This window comes from Kribbella sindirgiensis, assembly GCF_004331435.1.
Classification (GTDB): domain Bacteria; phylum Actinomycetota; class Actinomycetes; order Propionibacteriales; family Kribbellaceae; genus Kribbella; species Kribbella sindirgiensis.
The window spans coordinates 365,702-380,394 of the sequence record NZ_SJKA01000007.1; the positions used below are offsets into that span (position 1 = coordinate 365,702).

Below are 14,693 nucleotides of genomic sequence, written 5' to 3' on the forward strand. Positions count from 1 at the left end.
TGCGGGTCTAGTTATGTCGAACGTTCTGGTTCTCGTTGACCACACCGCGGGCACGGTCCGCAAGACGACCGCCGAGCTCCTCACGATCGCCCGCCGCCTCGGCGAGCCGGTCGCCGTCTTCATCGGCTCTGAGGTGCAGGCCGCGCTGCCGACCCTGGGGCAGTACGGCGCGACCAAGGTGATCGCCCTGTCGAACCCGGAGCTCACGCAGTTCCTGGTCGCTCCGAAGGCCGAGGCGCTGGCACAGGTCGCGGCGAAGATCGAGCCGTCGGCGATCCTGATCTCGTCGAACGCCGAGGGCAAGGAGATCGCAGCCCGTCTCGCGGTCAAGCTGGACTCCGGCCTGATCACCGACGCCGTGGATGTGCAAGAAGGTGCGGTGACCACGCAGTCGGTGTTCGCGGGCAACTTCACCGTGCAGGCGAAGGTCACGCACGGCACGCCGATCATCACCGTCAAGCCGAACGCCGCCACGCCCGAGGCCGCTGACGCCTCGCCGGAGGTGGAGGAGTTCGACGTCACGATCTCCGACACCGCCAAGACGGCGCGGATCACCGACTCCAAGCCGCGGGAGGCCACGGGCCGTCCGGAGCTGACCGAGGCCGCGATCATCGTGTCCGGCGGCCGCGGTACCGGCGGCGACTTCGGTCCGATCGAGGCCTTCGCCGACTCGCTCGGTGCGGCTGTCGGCGCGTCCCGCGCGGCGGTCGACTCGGGCTGGTACCCGCACGCCTACCAGGTCGGCCAGACCGGCAAGACGGTGTCGCCGCAGCTGTACGTCGCGGCCGGCATCTCCGGCGCGATCCAGCACCGCGCCGGCATGCAGACCTCGAAGACGATCGTCGCGGTCAACAAGGACCCCGAGGCCCCGATCTTCGAACTGGTCGACTTCGGCGTGGTCGGCGACCTCCACAAGGTCCTCCCCACCGCCACCGAAGAGGTCACCAAGCGCAAGTCCTGACCCGCAAAGCACAACCAACAGCCCGGCTCGGATCCCCGAGCCGGGCTGTTCCCTTGAAGCCGGTCACATCCCCGCCGCACGGGGCACGCTGCACGGGGGGTATCCCCTGGTGGTGGGGTTCTCCGCTTGTACACCAGCAGAGAACGCCCAGGACGAGGGATTAACCGCCTCTCCTGTCCGATGTGTGGGCGGCGATCAACCCGGTCGGGATCAGGCAACAGGCAACAGGCAACAGGCAACAGGCAACAGGCAATGGTGGGTGGGCACCTGGTATTACCTGTCCCGAGTCACCATTGCCTGTTCCCAGTCCCCAGTGCGTGTTCCTGGTGCGTGTCCTCGGTTGCCGCTCTCCGTCGGGTGCATCGAGTCGTGGGTATCGGCAGTGTCCTTTGACGGTGAGTGGTGTCGTCGGACCGGGCAGCAGAGCAGAACCACACCTGCCCACCCACGACTTCCCCAGGGGTACGACTTACCGGGGGCCGCGGGGCTCCCCAAACTGGTTTGGGGTGGATCACCTGCCGTTTTCGGGGTGCGGGCTCCCCGAACTGGTTTGGGGTGGATCACCTGCCGTTTTCGGGGTGCGGGGCTCCCCGAACTGGTTTGGGGAGCCCTGTGCAGCGACCTGGGTTTGCGGGGGTGTGCGGCGGCTCGGCAGGTAGGGCACCGGTGGGACGACGTACGCGCCGGGCGCGGTCACGCTCAGGTGCACTGCCCAGCCCCTCGGCACGTCCTGTCGAGAACGCATACTCCGCCGCCCGGGCCGTGCCAACCACCCACATAACAGTCACAAGAGCCGGTTAACCCCAGCCGCGCGCGTGGGGTGGTGGGTCAGGCCGTCAGTTGCTGGCGGATGGTGGCGAGGTCGTCGGCGATGGCGGCTTTGCGGGTGTCGGTGTTCTTGAGGTAGCTCGCGAGGGCGGCGGCGGCCGAGTCGCAGCGTTCGTTGAGGTTGGTGACCTCTCCGGCGGCTCTGGTCTTGTCGGCGTCGATGGCGCGCCGCAGTTTGACGTAGCTGTTGAGGCCGAAGGCCATCACGACCAGGCCGACCACGATCCAGAACCAGTGCAGGAGCAGCCCGAGCCCGACCGCGACCACCGCGCCGCCCACCAGCAGACCGATCGGGGTGACGCGGTCCGCGGTGCTCATGACGCCGGCGGACGCGGTGAGCGCTGACGTCGCCTTGCCGAGTTCGAGTTGGTCAGCTCCGTCGGCGCGGATGGTGATCGTGTGCGCGCCGCTGTCGACGGAGACCTCCGACGGCGCCGGGCGATCAGCAGTCTGCGCCACGGTCTCGACCGCGGGCAGCGCCAGCGGGCCGACGACGCGCAGGGCGGCGGTCGACAGGTGCGGGTCGGCGGCCAGGCTGAGGTCCTCGGCGAGCAGTGCGTCGACACTGCCGGCGGAGTCGTCGAGCCCGTGGGCGGCGGCTTCGGCGGCCCCGGTCACCCGCGCCCGCAGTACGGCGATGCGGGCCAGCGTCTCGCGCTCCGGCTCGCTGCCTTCGGAGATCAGCAGCCGCAGCATGGCCGCGGCACTGTCCTCGGCCGGCTCGTCGTCGGCGTCGCGCCCGGACGACTTGGTGTCGCGGCGGGACGACTTGGCGTCGGCCGGGGTGCTGTCGGTCTTGCGGGCCTCCGGGTAGGCCAGGTCGGGGTCGGGCTCGCGGGCCTCGGTGTTGGCGAGGATCGCCTCGACGGCGTTACGGGTCCGGCTCAACCTGTCCGCGGCCTCGTCCTGGTCCTGGGTCGCCTTGAGACGCGGACCGTTCGAGCGACTCGAGCTGCCGCGGTTCTCGAGTTTCGACAGCCAGTTGCCGTCGGGAGACGCGGCCGACTGCAGCCGCTTCACCACGAGCTCCAGACCGTCGGCTCCGAAGCCACCACGCGCAGCAGTCGTCCACAGCACCCGCTGCACCCGGGTCAGCGTTCCGTCCGCGGCCGGTACGCCGAACGCCACGTCGAGCCACTCGTTCTGCACCTGGTGCCGCTGCCCGAGCACCGCCAACGCCAGCGACAGGTAGATCGACGTACGGCGCTGGTCGAGCTCCAGTGCCGTACTGATCGCCTGCTCGTCCGGTGTGCCGGCGTGTAGCGAGATCAGCGCTTGGGTGGCGGGGCTCAACCAGTACCGGGCGACGGGCGCGGCGGCCTCGGGCAGCTCGGTGCCGGACGCCATCGCGGAGAGGACCCGCGCGGCGTACCGGCGGAGTTCGGCGGCGTCGAGGAAACCGGCCGTGTCGTGGCGCAGGTCGGACAGCTCGACGAAGGCGTCGAATGCTCGCGACAGGCTGTCCACCCGGCTCTGCAGGCTGCCCTGGATCTGGGACAACTGGGACCGGAGGTTGGAGGCCTCATGTCGCGCATACGACATCTCGCTCGCCAGGCTCTCCAGCTGCTGGTTCTGCTTGCGATCTGTCCACCAGTCGTTCATTTCCAGCCTTCCGCTGATCCGTACGTTGCTCTTCGGAAGGATTGCCTGTCAGCGGGTCACCGGCCAAACACCGGTCGCCGCGAGTCGAGGCCGGTGCCGTACTCGGGGTCGCGGCCCGTGACCAGGACCCAGTGCTCGGTGGCGCGGGCACGGTACAGGCGGAGGTCGTCGCGCAGCTCGTCGGCGGTGTACCGGCGCAGCTCCGCGTACCGCGACGAGTAGATCGTCGCGGCCGCGTCCAGTTCGTCGTCCGGGACGAGCGCCGCCTGTGCGCGGAAGTACACCGCCGACGCTCCACCGATCGGCACGGACGAGTCGAAGATCGCGATGCTCACGTCCGGCCGCTCGGCCAGGTTGCGCGAGTGCAGCGAGTTCGGCGACGACGCCCAGTAGAACGTGTCGTGCCCGTCCGGTGTGAAGTACACCGGCGTCACCCAGGGCAGCCCGTCCGCTCCGACCGTCCCGAGCGCCAGGTACTTGTTGGCTTCGATGACCGCCGTCGCGCGCCGGTCGAGGATCTCCTGTGTCATCACTGCTCCCGATGAGGTACGTCGTACGTCAGGTGGGTCGCGTTCGGGGTGCTGGTGGTTTCTCGCGGCACCAGTCGGATCGGTGTCAGCGTGGTCCGCTCGAACAGTGGGGTGCCGTCGCCGAGCACGATCGGCGCGACATGGACCCGCAGTTCGTCGACCAGCCCGGCGTACAGGTACTGCCGGCACAGGTGCCCGCCACCCATGATCATCACGTTCCGCGTCCCCGCGGCGGCCTGGGCCAGCTTGAGCGCGGCCTCGATCCCGTCGGGTACGAACTCGAACCAGCCGTCCAGCCGGACCCGGCTCGGCGGATTCGACGTCACCACGTAGATCGCCGGCCGCTCGGCGCTGAACCCGTCGGCGCTCCAGCCCTGCGGCCCGTCGATCAGGTCGAACGTGCGCCGCCCCATCAGTACGGCGCCGATCCCCGTCCGGGTGCGCTCGATCGCCTCGCGGTCGGCGTCCTGCTCGCCGCCGATCCAGTCGTGCAGCGGATCACCGCCGATCCCGAGACCGTGCGTGAGGTCCGCACCCGGCCCGGTGACGAATCCGTCGAGTGACATCGTGATGTCCAGCAGTACGCGTCCCATGGTCTTCTCCCAACTCCGAGGTTTGTGCCTCCAGCCTCGGCGCGGGCGCCACGGAAAGTCCTCCGTAGCGGCCACGGAAGGACCACGGATCCCGCATGATGGGCCAATGGCTGGTCCGAAGGACGTGTCGGCGCGGGAGGCCGAGGTACTCGCGGCACTCGCGGGCGACCGCTCGAACGCGCAGATCGCCCGGCGGCTGCACATCAGCATCAGGACCGTCGAGAGCCACATCTCCTCGCTGCTGCGCAAGTGCGGCGTCGCGGACCGGCACGAGCTCGCCGCACTGGCGGACGTTGCCCAGTCCCAACCACCTGGTTTCACCACGCCGGCCGGACCGGATACGACGTTCGTCGGACGCGAGCAGGACCACTCAGAGCTGACCAGAGCACTCGGGAGCAACCGCCTGGTCAGCCTGCTGGGTCCTGGTGGTGTGGGCAAGACCCGTCTGGCTCTGCGGGTCGCAGCGGACGTCGCCGACAACTACCCGTACGGCGGTGCGGTCGTCGATCTCGCTCCGGTACGTCCTGGTTTCGTGGTCGCTGCGGTCGCCGAGGCGCTGCAGGCCACTGAGCAACCACCCCGCACTCTCGCGGACGCCGTACTCGAACGGCTCAAGCGTGGCCGCACTCTGCTCGTCCTGGACAACTGCGAGCACCTGCTGGACGACGTGGCTGGTCTGGTCGCCCGCATCCTCACTGAGGCGACGGAAACGGCAGTACTGGTCACGAGTCGCGAGCGTCTTGGCGTGGCGGGGGAGCGGCCGGTGCAGCTCGGTCCGCTGACGCTAGGAGCTGAGGCAGAGCAGCTCTTCCGCGACAGGGCCGCTCTGGTCGCGCCTGAGCTGGCGGACGACAGTGGCCTTGCGCAGAAGGTGTGCGCCGAGCTAGACGGCGTACCGCTGGCGATTGAGCTGGCTGCGGCTCGTGCCGGATCCCTGGGGCCGGACGGGCTGCTGGCGGCGCTGGACGACCGGATGCGGCTTCTCTCCGGAGGACGTGGTCCTAACGAGCGGCACAGCTCGCTGGCGCAGGTGATTGGCTGGAGCTACGACCTGCTCGGTGACGACGAGCGGCGGCTGTTCCGTCGGCTGGGTGTGTTCGTTGGTGGCTTTGACCTGGCTGCAGTCGCCGGTGTGATGCCGGGCAGCACCAAGAGCGAGCTGAGCGACCTCCTCGGTCGGCTGACCGACAAGAGCCTGCTGTACCGCAGTCAGCATGCGGGGACCAGCCGTTGGCGGATGCTGGAGACCGTGCGGGTCTTTGCGCTCGAGGAGCTCAAGGACGAGTACGACGAGGTTGCCGCGCTGCATGTGGCGTGGGCCGATCAGTTGGCCACCGAGCTGGAGCAGCGGCTGCAGCTGGGGGAGGAGTGGCAGGAGGAGTTCGACCTGCTGGCTCCGGACCTGCGCGTGGCGAGTGCCGGCGTACGAACACTCGCCCGCAAGCTCGCCCATCTGACCTTCGCCCGAAAGCGCTTCCTGGAAGCGCACGACCACTACCTGGCCGCGGCGAAGCACGCTGCGAACGCCACCGAGCTGTACGACGACCTGCGCGACGCGTCCGACGCGATGCTGGTGATCGCGGACGGCACGGAGTCGTACCACCTGATGCTGCAGGTCGCGGAACGCGCCGCCGCCGAAGGCAACGACGAGCTCCGCGAGGACGCGCTCGCCCAGGCCGTCATGCTCCTCAACCGCTACGAGGTCGACGTACCCGTTCCTGACGATCGAGGTGACAGCCTCCTCCGGGCCGATGCGGACACGACCTCGGTTCGGATCGCGCGTGCCTGGATGCACCGGTTCGACATCCCGCTCGCGGAGGAGGCGGTTGCGGCGGCCCGGCGGTCCGGTGACTCGGTGACGATCATGAACGCTCTGGACGCGTACGGGACCGCGGTCGGAGGCGTCGGCCGGTTCCGCGACGCCCGGACGGCGGCCGAGGAGCGGCTCGCGCTCGCCGCAGCACTGCCCGGGCACGACCCGCGGGCGGTCGCGGAGATCGTGGACGCCTTCCACGTCGCTTCGACCACAGCCGTCGCGGCCGGCGATCTCGTCGAGGCGGTCCGGCTGGCGAGGTCGACCGACGACCCGGCGCAGGGGCACCCGTTCATCACAGCGCCGCGCAGGGTGCGCGCCTTCGCGCTGGCGGGGCTTTTCGACGAGGCGATCGAGGAGGCCGAGGTGATGTGGACCGGCTGGCGCGCCGCGGGCTGCCCGCAGCACGCCTGGATGGCGTCCGGCGCGTCCTGCGCCGCACTGGCCCACGGACTGCTCGGCACCGGCCTCGCCCCGGTCTGGCAGGACCGGGCGCTCGAGATGGCTCGGGTCGAGGCCGCGAAGGACGGCCCGTCGCTCGCCGCGAACGCTGCCTTCGTAGCGGCCCGCCTGGCGCTGCACGACCTCGAGAACGGCACGCTGACCAGCACGGTCGCCCGCACGATCGAGCTGGCGTTCGCGCCGTTCCCGGAGCCTTGGTGGATCCCGTACGCGCGGGCCGCCGGAGCCGAGCTGGCGGTCGTCGCCGGGGACGCCGACGCGGCCAGGTACCTCGATGAGGCCGCGAGCGAGAACGCCTGGGGCGAGGCGGTACTGCTCCGGGCCCGGGGTCGGCGCCCCCGCGATCGGAAGCTGCTGGAGCAGGCGGCGGACCGGTTCGAGGGGCTCGGCGCCCGGTTCGAGTACGAGCGGACCGTCCGGTTGCTGTCTCTCGGTTGAGTCCCGAGGAGCGGGAACATCCGTGCCGGACATACCCTTGAAACCGATATGACTGCTTCCGACCGCCGCACGGTGTACCTGGACCACGCGGCGACGACACCGATGCTCCCGGCCGCGATCGAGGCGATGACCTATCACCTCGCCCGGACCGGTAACGCGTCGTCACTGCACGGCTCCGGCCGGTGCGCACGGCGTACCGTCGAGGAGGCGCGCGAGTCGATCGCGGCGGCGCTCGGGGCGCAGCCGAGCGAGATCGTGTTCACCTCCGGCGGCACCGAGGCGGACAACCTCGCGCTCAAGGGCCTGTGGTGGTCCCGCCTGGCCGCCGATCCGCGCCGGCGCCGGATCCTGCTGAGCGGTATCGAGCACCACGCGGTGCTCGACCCGGCCGTCTGGCTCGGTCGGCACGAGCACGCCGAGATCGAGTGGCTCCCGGTCGACGAGCTGGGTCGCGTCCGTCCCGACGACGTGCGACGGGCGGTCGAGCGCGACCCGGAGTCCGTGTCGTTCATCACGTTGATGATGGCCAACAACGAGGTCGGCACACTGCAGCCGGTCGCCGACGTCGCGGCGATCGCGCAGGAGTACGGCGTACCCGTGCACACCGATGCCGTGCAGGCGATCGGGCAGGTGCCGGTGGACTTCGGTGAGCTGGGCGTGGACGCGATGACGGTGTCCGCGCACAAGCTCGGCGGTCCGTACGGGATCGGGGCGCTCGTCGTCCACAAGGAGACGCAGCTGACGCCGATCCTGCACGGCGGGGGACAGGAGCGCGACGTACGGTCCGGCACTCTCGACGCGCCGGCGACCGCCGGGTTCGCGGTGGCGGCCGAGCACGCGGTGAAGCACCAGGCCGACGAGGCCAGCCGGCTGACCGAGTTGCGCGACACCCTGATCAAGGGCATCACCGGCACCGTCGAGGGGGCTCTGCTGTCGGGGGACCCGACGGACCGCTTGCCCGGTAACGCACACTTGTCCTTCAGCGACTGCGAGGGCGACTCGCTGTTGCTGCTGCTCGACGCCCGCGGCATCGAGGTCTCGACCGGATCCGCGTGCAACGCCGGGGTCGCCGAGCCGAGCCACGTGCTGCTGGCGATGGGGTACGACGACCAGCGGGCCCGCGGCTCGCTCCGGTTCACCCTCGGGCACACTTCGACCCAGGCCGACATCGACGCCGTCCTGGACACCATCGGGCCGGTGGTGGAGCGCGCGAAGTCCGCCGGCCTGCAGAACGTGGGAAGGAACACCTGATGCGGGTACTCGCCGCCATGTCCGGCGGAGTGGATTCCGCGGTCGCGGCCGCTCGGATGGCCGAGGCCGGGCACGACGTGACCGGCGTGCACCTGGCGCTCAGCCGCAACCCGCAGTCGTACCGCAGCGGCGCCCGCGGCTGCTGCACGATCGAGGACTCCCGCGACGCCCGCCGGGCCGCGGACGTGATCGGCATCCCGTTCTACGTCTGGGACCTGGCCGAGCGGTTCCACGCCGACGTGGTCGAGGACTTCGTCAGCGAGTACGCCGCCGGCCGCACGCCGAACCCGTGCCTGCGCTGCAACGAGAAGGTCAAGTTCAGCGCCGTCCTGGAACGGGCGCTCGCGCTCGGCTTCGACGCCGTCGCGACCGGCCACTACGCGCGGATCATCGACACCGCGGACGGTGCTCGCGAGTTGCATCGGGCGGTGGATCCGGCCAAGGACCAGTCGTACGTGCTCGGCGTACTGACGCAGCAGCAGCTCGCGCACGCGTTCTTCCCGCTCGGCGACACGGTCAAGACCGAGGTGCGCGAGGAGGCCGAGCGGCGCGGGCTGTCGGTCGCGGCCAAGCCGGACAGCCACGACATCTGCTTCATCGCCGACGGCGACACCGCGGGCTTCCTCGGGGCGCAGCTCGGCGAGGCGCCCGGCGACATCATCGATGCACAGGGCAACAAGCTCGGTGAGCACCAGGGCACGCACGGCTTCACCATCGGCCAGCGCAAGGGCCTGCGGATCGGTACGCCGGCCGCGGACGGCAAGCCCCGCTTCGTACTGGACATCAGCCCGGTCGACCGCACCGTGACCGTCGGATCCCGCGCGGAACTGGCCGTCTCACAGCTGACCGCGTCGAAGCCCCGCTGGTGCGGCCCGGCGCCCACTGATCGAATGACGGTGAAGGCGCAGCTACGAGCCCACGGTGACGAAGTGTCCGTCACCGCTTGGCTGGACGGTGAACAGGTCCAGGTCACCTTCGACGAGCCGACCTCGGCCGTCGCGCCCGGACAGGCAGTCGTCCTGTACGACGGCACGCGGGTGATCGGCTCCGCGACGATCGACACGGTCGAGCGAGTCACTGCTGCCGTATGACGACAACCGGCCTGGGCTCGCTCCCCGGCGATGACATCCGCGAGTGGATGCGCGCCGTACTCGAGCTGGTCGACCTCCCGTTCCTGCCTGAGCTCCCAGCACGTCCGTACGGGGACATGCTCAGCCGGAGCGTCGCCGTACTGACAGAGCTGGCTGCGGACCTGCAGCCGGCCGGGTGGCGGCTGACCGGTGGTGGGGACTCGCGAGCGAGTCTGGACCAGCGGCGGGCCCGTGCGCTGCTGCATGAGGACCTGGACGTGCTGGAGGAGTACGCCGACGGATACCAGGGGCCGCTGAAGGTACAGGTCGCCGGGCCGTGGACGCTGGCCGCAGCGGTCGAGCGGCCACGCGGGGACAAGGTGCTGGCGGACCACGGTGCGCGGCGGGATCTGGCACAGGCGCTGGCGGACGGTGTGCAGCAGCACGTGGCCGACGTACGGAAGCGGGTTCCGGGAGCCGAGGTCGTGCTGCAGGTGGATGAGCCCGGGTTGCCCGCGGTACTCGCGGGAGCTGTGCCGACTGCCTCCGGCTGGAGCAAGCACCGGTCTGTCGACGGGCCTGGTGCTGTCGAGCTCCTGAGCCTCTTCACCACAGGTGCACCGACTGTCGTCCACTGCTGCGCGGCACGTCCTCCGATCGAGGTCTTTACCAAGTCGGGAGCCACTGGGGTCGCCGTCGACACGGCTCTACTGAACACCGCGGCCTGGGACCAGATCGCCATCGCGGCCGAGGCGGGCACCACGATCTACGCCGGCGTCGTACCCACCACCGGCGCGCTGCCGTCCGCCCAGCAGGCGGCAGACCCGCTCGTACGGCGTTGGCGCGAGCTCGGGCTCGACCCGGAACTGCTGAAGAAGGTCGTCATCACGCCCGCGTGCGGACTGGCTGCCGCTCCGTCACCGGCCGATGCCAGAGCGCGGCTCAAACTCCTGCGCGACATCGCCGACGTGGTCGGCGAAGCATCCGACGAGTAACCGAAAACTGTCCGTATCGCCCTGTAAGTTCTGCTTATGAGCGAGAACGTCGGTGCTCCCGCCGAGGTGCGGACGCGGCACGCGGAGCTGAGTCAGGAGATCGAGGACCACCGCGCGCGGTACTACTTGGCCAGCCCAATCGTCTCGGACGCGGATTTCGACGCGCTGATGCACGAGCTGCAGGGCCTCGAGGAGCAGTACCCGGAGCTCCGGACGCCGGACTCGCCCACCCAGAAGGTCGGCGCGCCGATCTCCACGCTGTTCACACCGGTCGACCACCCGCAGCGGATGGAGAGCCTCGGCAACGCGTTCTCCGCCGAGCAGATGGAGGCCTGGGCGAAGCGGCTGGAGCGCGAGGTCACGGTCCAGCAGATCCACGACAGCGGATTCCTCTGTGAGCTCAAGGTGGACGGCCTCGCCCTCGACCTGGTCTACGAGAACGGCAAGCTGGTCACCGGCGCGACCCGCGGCGACGGCCGCACCGGTGAGGACGTCACGCCGAACGTGCGGACGATCAAGAGCATCCCGGAGCGGTTACGTGGCGACGACCTCCCGACGTTCCTGGAGGTCCGCGGCGAGGTCTACTTCCGGGTCGAGGACTTCGAGGAGCTGAACGCGCAGCTCGTCGAGGCCGGCAAGGACGTGTTCTCCAACCCGCGCAACAGTGCGGCCGGATCGCTGCGGCAGAAGGACCCGCGGGTCTCGGCCGGCCGGCCGCTGCGGTTCGTCGTGCACGGGCTCGGCAAGGTCGAGGGCTACCACGTCGGGCGGCTCTCGGAGGCGTACGACCAGCTGAAGGCCTGGGGCCTGCCGGTCAGCGACCGTGCCCGCCGGGTCGGCACGCTCGACGAGGTCAACGAGTTCATCGCGTACTACGGCGAGAACCGGCACTCGGTGGACCACGAGATCGACGGCGTCGTGGTGAAGGTCGACGAGGTCGATCTGCAGCGCGCGCTCGGGTCGACCTCGAGCGCCCCGCGCTGGGCGATCGCGTACAAGTACCCGCCGGAAGAGGTCAACACCAAGCTGATCGAGATCGAGGTGAACGTCGGCCGCACCGGTCGCGTCACCCCGTTCGCGCACATGGAGCCGGTCCGGGTGGCCGGTTCCACGGTGGAGTACGCGACTCTCCACAACGCCAAGGAGGTAGCCCGCAAGGACGTCCGCCCGGGCGACACCGTCGTACTGCGGAAGGCGGGCGACGTGATCCCGGAGGTCCTCGGACCGGTGGTGGACCTGCGTCCGAAGGGCCTGCCGGCGTGGGAGATGCCGACCCGGTGCCCGTGGTGCGACACGGTGCTGGCGCCGGCCAAGGAGTCCGACGTCGACATCCGCTGCCCGAACTCGCAGTACTGCCAGGGCCAGCTGCGGGAGCGGTTGTTCTACCTGGCCGGGCGGTCCGCGTTCGACATCGAGGGGCTCGGGTTCAAGGCGGCCGACGCGCTCATCCGCGGCGGGCTGATCGCCGACGAGGGCGACCTGTTCGCGCTCACCGAGGAGAAGCTGGCCGAGAGCGAGTTCTTCACCACGAAGGCCGGCGCGCTGTCGGCGAACGCCCGCAAGCTGCTGGCGAACCTCGAAGAGGCGAAGGCGAAGCCGCTGTCCCGGGTGCTGGTCGCGCTGTCGATCCGACACGTCGGGCCGACCGCGGCGGTGGCGCTGACCGAGGTGTTCCGGAGCATCGAGGACGTCCGGGCGGCCAGTGAGGAGCAACTGGCCGAGACCGAGGGCGTCGGGCCGACCATCGCGCAGGCGATGATCGAGTGGTTCCAGGTGCCGTGGCACCAGGCGATCGTGGACAAGTGGCAGGCGTCCGGCGTGGTCATGCGCGAGGAGCGCTCCGGCCCGGAGCTGCCGCAGACGCTGACCGGGCTGTCGGTCGTGGTGACCGGGACCGTCGAGGGGTTCAGCCGGGACGAGGCGACCGAGGCGATCGTCGGGCGCGGCGGGAAGGTCGCGAGCTCGGTGTCGAAGAAGACGTCGTTCGTGGTGGTCGGCGATTCGCCGGGATCGAAGTACGACAAGGCCGTCCAGCTCGGCGTACGGATTCTGGATGCCGCCGGGTTCCAGGTGCTGCTCGACGACGGCGCGGAGGCGGCCGCCGCGATGGCGACCACGCCGGCGGCCGACGAATCGTAACGATTTCGGCAGTCCGCGAACCGGAGGGATCCGTCCGGAGCACTGAGCCGTCCGACTGTTAACTTTGCACGTCGACACCTGGGTCAGAAGGAGCACATATGACGACGCCGCCGCAGGGACCATGGGGTCCTGGGCAGCCGGGGGGCCAGCCAGGCGGGCAGCACGGGGGACAAGGCGGCCAGCCGCCACAGCAGGGTGGTTGGGGCCAGCAGCCCCCGGGCCAAGGCCAGGGCGGCTGGGGTCAGCAGCCCCAGCAGGGCCAGCCTCCGCACGGTCAGCCGCCGCAGCAGGGTGGCTGGGGCCAGCAGCCGGGACAGCCTGGCCAGCCCGGGCAGCCGCAGCAGGGTCAGCCGTCGGCGGGTGGCTGGGGTCAGCCGCCGCAGCAGGGTGGCGCGTACCAGCAGCAGTCGTGGGGTCAGCGCCAGCAGCAGCAAGGCGGCTGGCACCAGCAGCAGGGCGGTCCGGGCCAGCAGTGGCAGCCGGGCGGTCCGGGTTCCAAGGGCCCGGGTGGCATCAGCAAGGAGAAGCTGCCGCTGGTGATCGGCGGCGGTGTGGTCGGTCTCGTGGTGATCGGCCTGCTGGTGTTCCTCGGCATCCGCGCGTTCGGCGGCGAAGACACGCCGACCTCGAATCCGACGACCACCGAGCAGCCGACCGGTGAGCCGACCGGCAAGCCGACGACGTCCACCTCCGGCGGCCCCGGGCAGAACGGTGAGCTCGGCAACGCGACCGGCCAGGCCAAGACGGCGACCGAGAAGTTGCAGGGCCTCGGCTTCGGCTGCAGCGACCTGTTCAACACCAGTCAGGGCGCGCACCGCGGCTGCTTCAAGGAGGACGGCCGGAAGGGCGCCGAGGCGATCTTCCAGTTCGGGTCCGACGGCAACATCATCGCGGTCCGGCTGCAGGCGCAGGACGACGACAACTTCAACAACGCCCAGGTCGCCTTCGACCAGGTGCTGCAGGCGCTCGGCAACGACACCTTCGGCGCGGACCAGGTGAAGAAGGTCCAGGACGCGGTGAAGACCGGTCAGCGTTCCGACGAGGTCGGCACCACCTGGGGCGAGCTCCAGCTCAGCAACCAGGGCCAGAGCGTGCGGCTGACCGGGCACAAGTCCGGCGAGGACTCGCTGGATCTGCCGGACCAGTCGTTCGACACCACCCAGGCGCAGCTGGTGACGGCGCTGAAGGCCAAGGGCTACGTCTGCACGACCTCCTGCAAGAAGGACGTCGGCAAGTACGGGTACCAGCGGGTCTTCTTCTTCGCCAGCAGCGGCAAGGGCATCCAGGACGTCGAGATCAGCGCCTCCGGTGAGGCCGAGGACGCCAAGAAGGCGCTGCCGGCCGCGCTAGGCGACGCGTTCGGCGCTCTCAAGGGCGGCAACGTGGCGGCCGTGAAGGCGTACGTCGAAGCGCACAACGACGGGAAGCCGTACTCTGCTTATGTAGGCGGCTGGAAGGTCGAGATCAGCGGGAACAGCTCGGCGAGCTACACCTCGCAGCAGGTCTCGATCGAGGACGAGTCGTTCTACGCCTGATCAGCGGTACGCAAGCACGGAAGCAGTACGGAGGACGGCGTGAAGTTCCCCCGGGAGAAGCGGGAGTCTCGGACGATGGCCCAGCCACCGCCCGAGGCCGTCCAGCGGGTCGACGGCGGTGGGGCCTGGGGTCCCACCCAGTTCGACCTCCCGGACAAGAACGGCAGCAACAGCCAGGCGATCCTGATCGTCAGCCTGATCGGCGTCGTCGTCCTGCTGATCATCGCGGGCCTCTGGGCCCTCGCGTACTTCCAGTTCACCTGAGCAACACTGGGCCTGAGCTACAGCAACCCCCGCTCGCACCGATGCGAGCGGGGGTTGCTCGCGCTCTCCCGCCCACCCACACGGGTGGCGACGTCCCCATCCGGCGCCACAAGACCCGCCGTTGTCCAGCTCCTGTGACTGACGGGTGCGTGGTTGAGGTCCCCAAACCGGTTTGGGGACCATTTCGTCCAGGACCGGGGAGCCCAGCACCC

At 70.0% G+C, this 14,693-nt stretch carries 11 protein-coding genes; 8 read left to right on the forward strand and 3 right to left on the reverse strand.

Going from position 1 to position 14,693, the window contains the following annotated elements; all coding sequences use genetic code 11:
• Positions 1-13: 13 nt before the first annotated feature.
• Positions 14-961, forward strand: a complete 948-nt coding sequence (locus tag E0H50_RS22270) for an electron transfer flavoprotein subunit alpha/FixB family protein (protein ID WP_131291609.1) — start codon at positions 14-16, stop codon at positions 959-961.
• Between the two features lie 828 nt (positions 962-1,789).
• Here the strand turns inward: E0H50_RS22270 and E0H50_RS22280 are convergent.
• Genes E0H50_RS22280 through E0H50_RS22290 form a run of 3 tightly spaced genes read right to left on the reverse strand, consistent with a single transcriptional unit; the run spans position 1,790 to position 4,514 of the window.
• Positions 1,790-3,391 carry a hypothetical protein gene (locus E0H50_RS22280; RefSeq protein ID WP_131291613.1) on the reverse strand — a complete coding sequence of 534 codons (1,602 nt, stop codon included), beginning with the start codon at positions 3,389-3,391 and terminating at the stop codon, positions 1,790-1,792.
• 56 nt (positions 3,392-3,447) lie between these two features.
• The gene (locus E0H50_RS22285; RefSeq protein WP_131291615.1) at positions 3,448-3,921 is read right to left on the reverse strand and encodes a pyridoxamine 5'-phosphate oxidase family protein; all 474 of its coding nucleotides are present in this window, start codon (positions 3,919-3,921) and stop codon (positions 3,448-3,450) included.
• Positions 3,921-4,514, reverse strand: a complete 594-nt coding sequence (locus E0H50_RS22290; RefSeq protein ID WP_131291617.1) for a dihydrofolate reductase family protein — start codon at positions 4,512-4,514, stop codon at positions 3,921-3,923. Before E0H50_RS22290 ends, E0H50_RS22285 begins: the two co-directional genes overlap by 1 nt.
• Before the next feature lie 106 nt (positions 4,515-4,620).
• On the opposite strand from E0H50_RS22290, the gene E0H50_RS43485 reads away from it, so the two are divergent.
• The 7 genes from E0H50_RS43485 (at position 4,621) to E0H50_RS22325 (ending at position 14,481) form a co-directional block, all read left to right on the forward strand.
• The gene (locus E0H50_RS43485) at positions 4,621-7,227 is read left to right on the forward strand and encodes an ATP-binding protein (protein ID WP_202868271.1); all 2,607 of its coding nucleotides are present in this window, start codon (positions 4,621-4,623) and stop codon (positions 7,225-7,227) included.
• Between the two features lie 48 nt (positions 7,228-7,275).
• The gene (locus E0H50_RS22300; RefSeq protein WP_131291621.1) at positions 7,276-8,478 is read left to right on the forward strand and encodes a cysteine desulfurase family protein; all 1,203 of its coding nucleotides are present in this window, start codon (positions 7,276-7,278) and stop codon (positions 8,476-8,478) included.
• Entirely contained in the window at positions 8,478-9,569 is a 1,092-nt protein-coding gene (gene mnmA / locus E0H50_RS22305; protein ID WP_131291623.1) for a tRNA 2-thiouridine(34) synthase MnmA, read from the forward strand. Before E0H50_RS22300 ends, mnmA begins: the two co-directional genes overlap by 1 nt.
• Positions 9,566-10,543 carry a uroporphyrinogen decarboxylase/cobalamine-independent methonine synthase family protein gene (locus E0H50_RS22310; protein ID WP_131291625.1) on the forward strand — a complete coding sequence of 326 codons (978 nt, stop codon included), beginning with the start codon at positions 9,566-9,568 and terminating at the stop codon, positions 10,541-10,543. The genes mnmA and E0H50_RS22310 overlap by 4 nt, the downstream gene beginning before the upstream one ends.
• Before the next feature lie 36 nt (positions 10,544-10,579).
• The gene (ligA, locus tag E0H50_RS22315) at positions 10,580-12,682 is read left to right on the forward strand and encodes an NAD-dependent DNA ligase LigA (RefSeq protein ID WP_131291627.1); all 2,103 of its coding nucleotides are present in this window, start codon (positions 10,580-10,582) and stop codon (positions 12,680-12,682) included.
• A 98-nt stretch (positions 12,683-12,780) separates the two neighbouring features.
• Positions 12,781-14,217: a hypothetical protein gene (locus E0H50_RS22320; protein WP_131291629.1), complete on the forward strand. Its 1,437-nt coding sequence runs from the start codon at positions 12,781-12,783 to the stop codon at positions 14,215-14,217.
• A gap of 39 nt (positions 14,218-14,256) precedes the next feature.
• Entirely contained in the window at positions 14,257-14,481 is a 225-nt protein-coding gene (locus E0H50_RS22325) for a hypothetical protein (RefSeq protein WP_131291631.1), read from the forward strand.
• The last annotated feature ends 212 nt before the right edge of the window (positions 14,482-14,693 follow it).

Excerpts from the sequence above, each read along its gene's own strand:
- E0H50_RS22300 (WP_131291621.1), top strand. The coding sequence starts at position 7,276 with ATGACTGCTTCCGACCGCCGCACGGTGTACCTGGACCACGCGGCGACG.
- E0H50_RS22280 (WP_131291613.1), bottom strand. The coding sequence starts at position 3,391 with ATGAACGACTGGTGGACAGATCGCAAGCAGAACCAGCAGCTGGAGAGC.
- E0H50_RS22310 (WP_131291625.1), top strand. The coding sequence starts at position 9,566 with ATGACGACAACCGGCCTGGGCTCGCTCCCCGGCGATGACATCCGCGAG.
- E0H50_RS22320 (WP_131291629.1), top strand. The coding sequence starts at position 12,781 with ATGACGACGCCGCCGCAGGGACCATGGGGTCCTGGGCAGCCGGGGGGC.
- ligA (WP_131291627.1), top strand. The coding sequence starts at position 10,580 with ATGAGCGAGAACGTCGGTGCTCCCGCCGAGGTGCGGACGCGGCACGCG.
- mnmA (WP_131291623.1), top strand. The coding sequence starts at position 8,478 with ATGCGGGTACTCGCCGCCATGTCCGGCGGAGTGGATTCCGCGGTCGCG.
- E0H50_RS43485 (WP_202868271.1), top strand. The coding sequence starts at position 4,621 with ATGGCTGGTCCGAAGGACGTGTCGGCGCGGGAGGCCGAGGTACTCGCG.
- E0H50_RS22285 (WP_131291615.1), bottom strand. The coding sequence starts at position 3,921 with ATGACACAGGAGATCCTCGACCGGCGCGCGACGGCGGTCATCGAAGCC.
- E0H50_RS22270 (WP_131291609.1), top strand. The coding sequence starts at position 14 with ATGTCGAACGTTCTGGTTCTCGTTGACCACACCGCGGGCACGGTCCGC.
- E0H50_RS22290 (WP_131291617.1), bottom strand. The coding sequence starts at position 4,514 with ATGGGACGCGTACTGCTGGACATCACGATGTCACTCGACGGATTCGTC.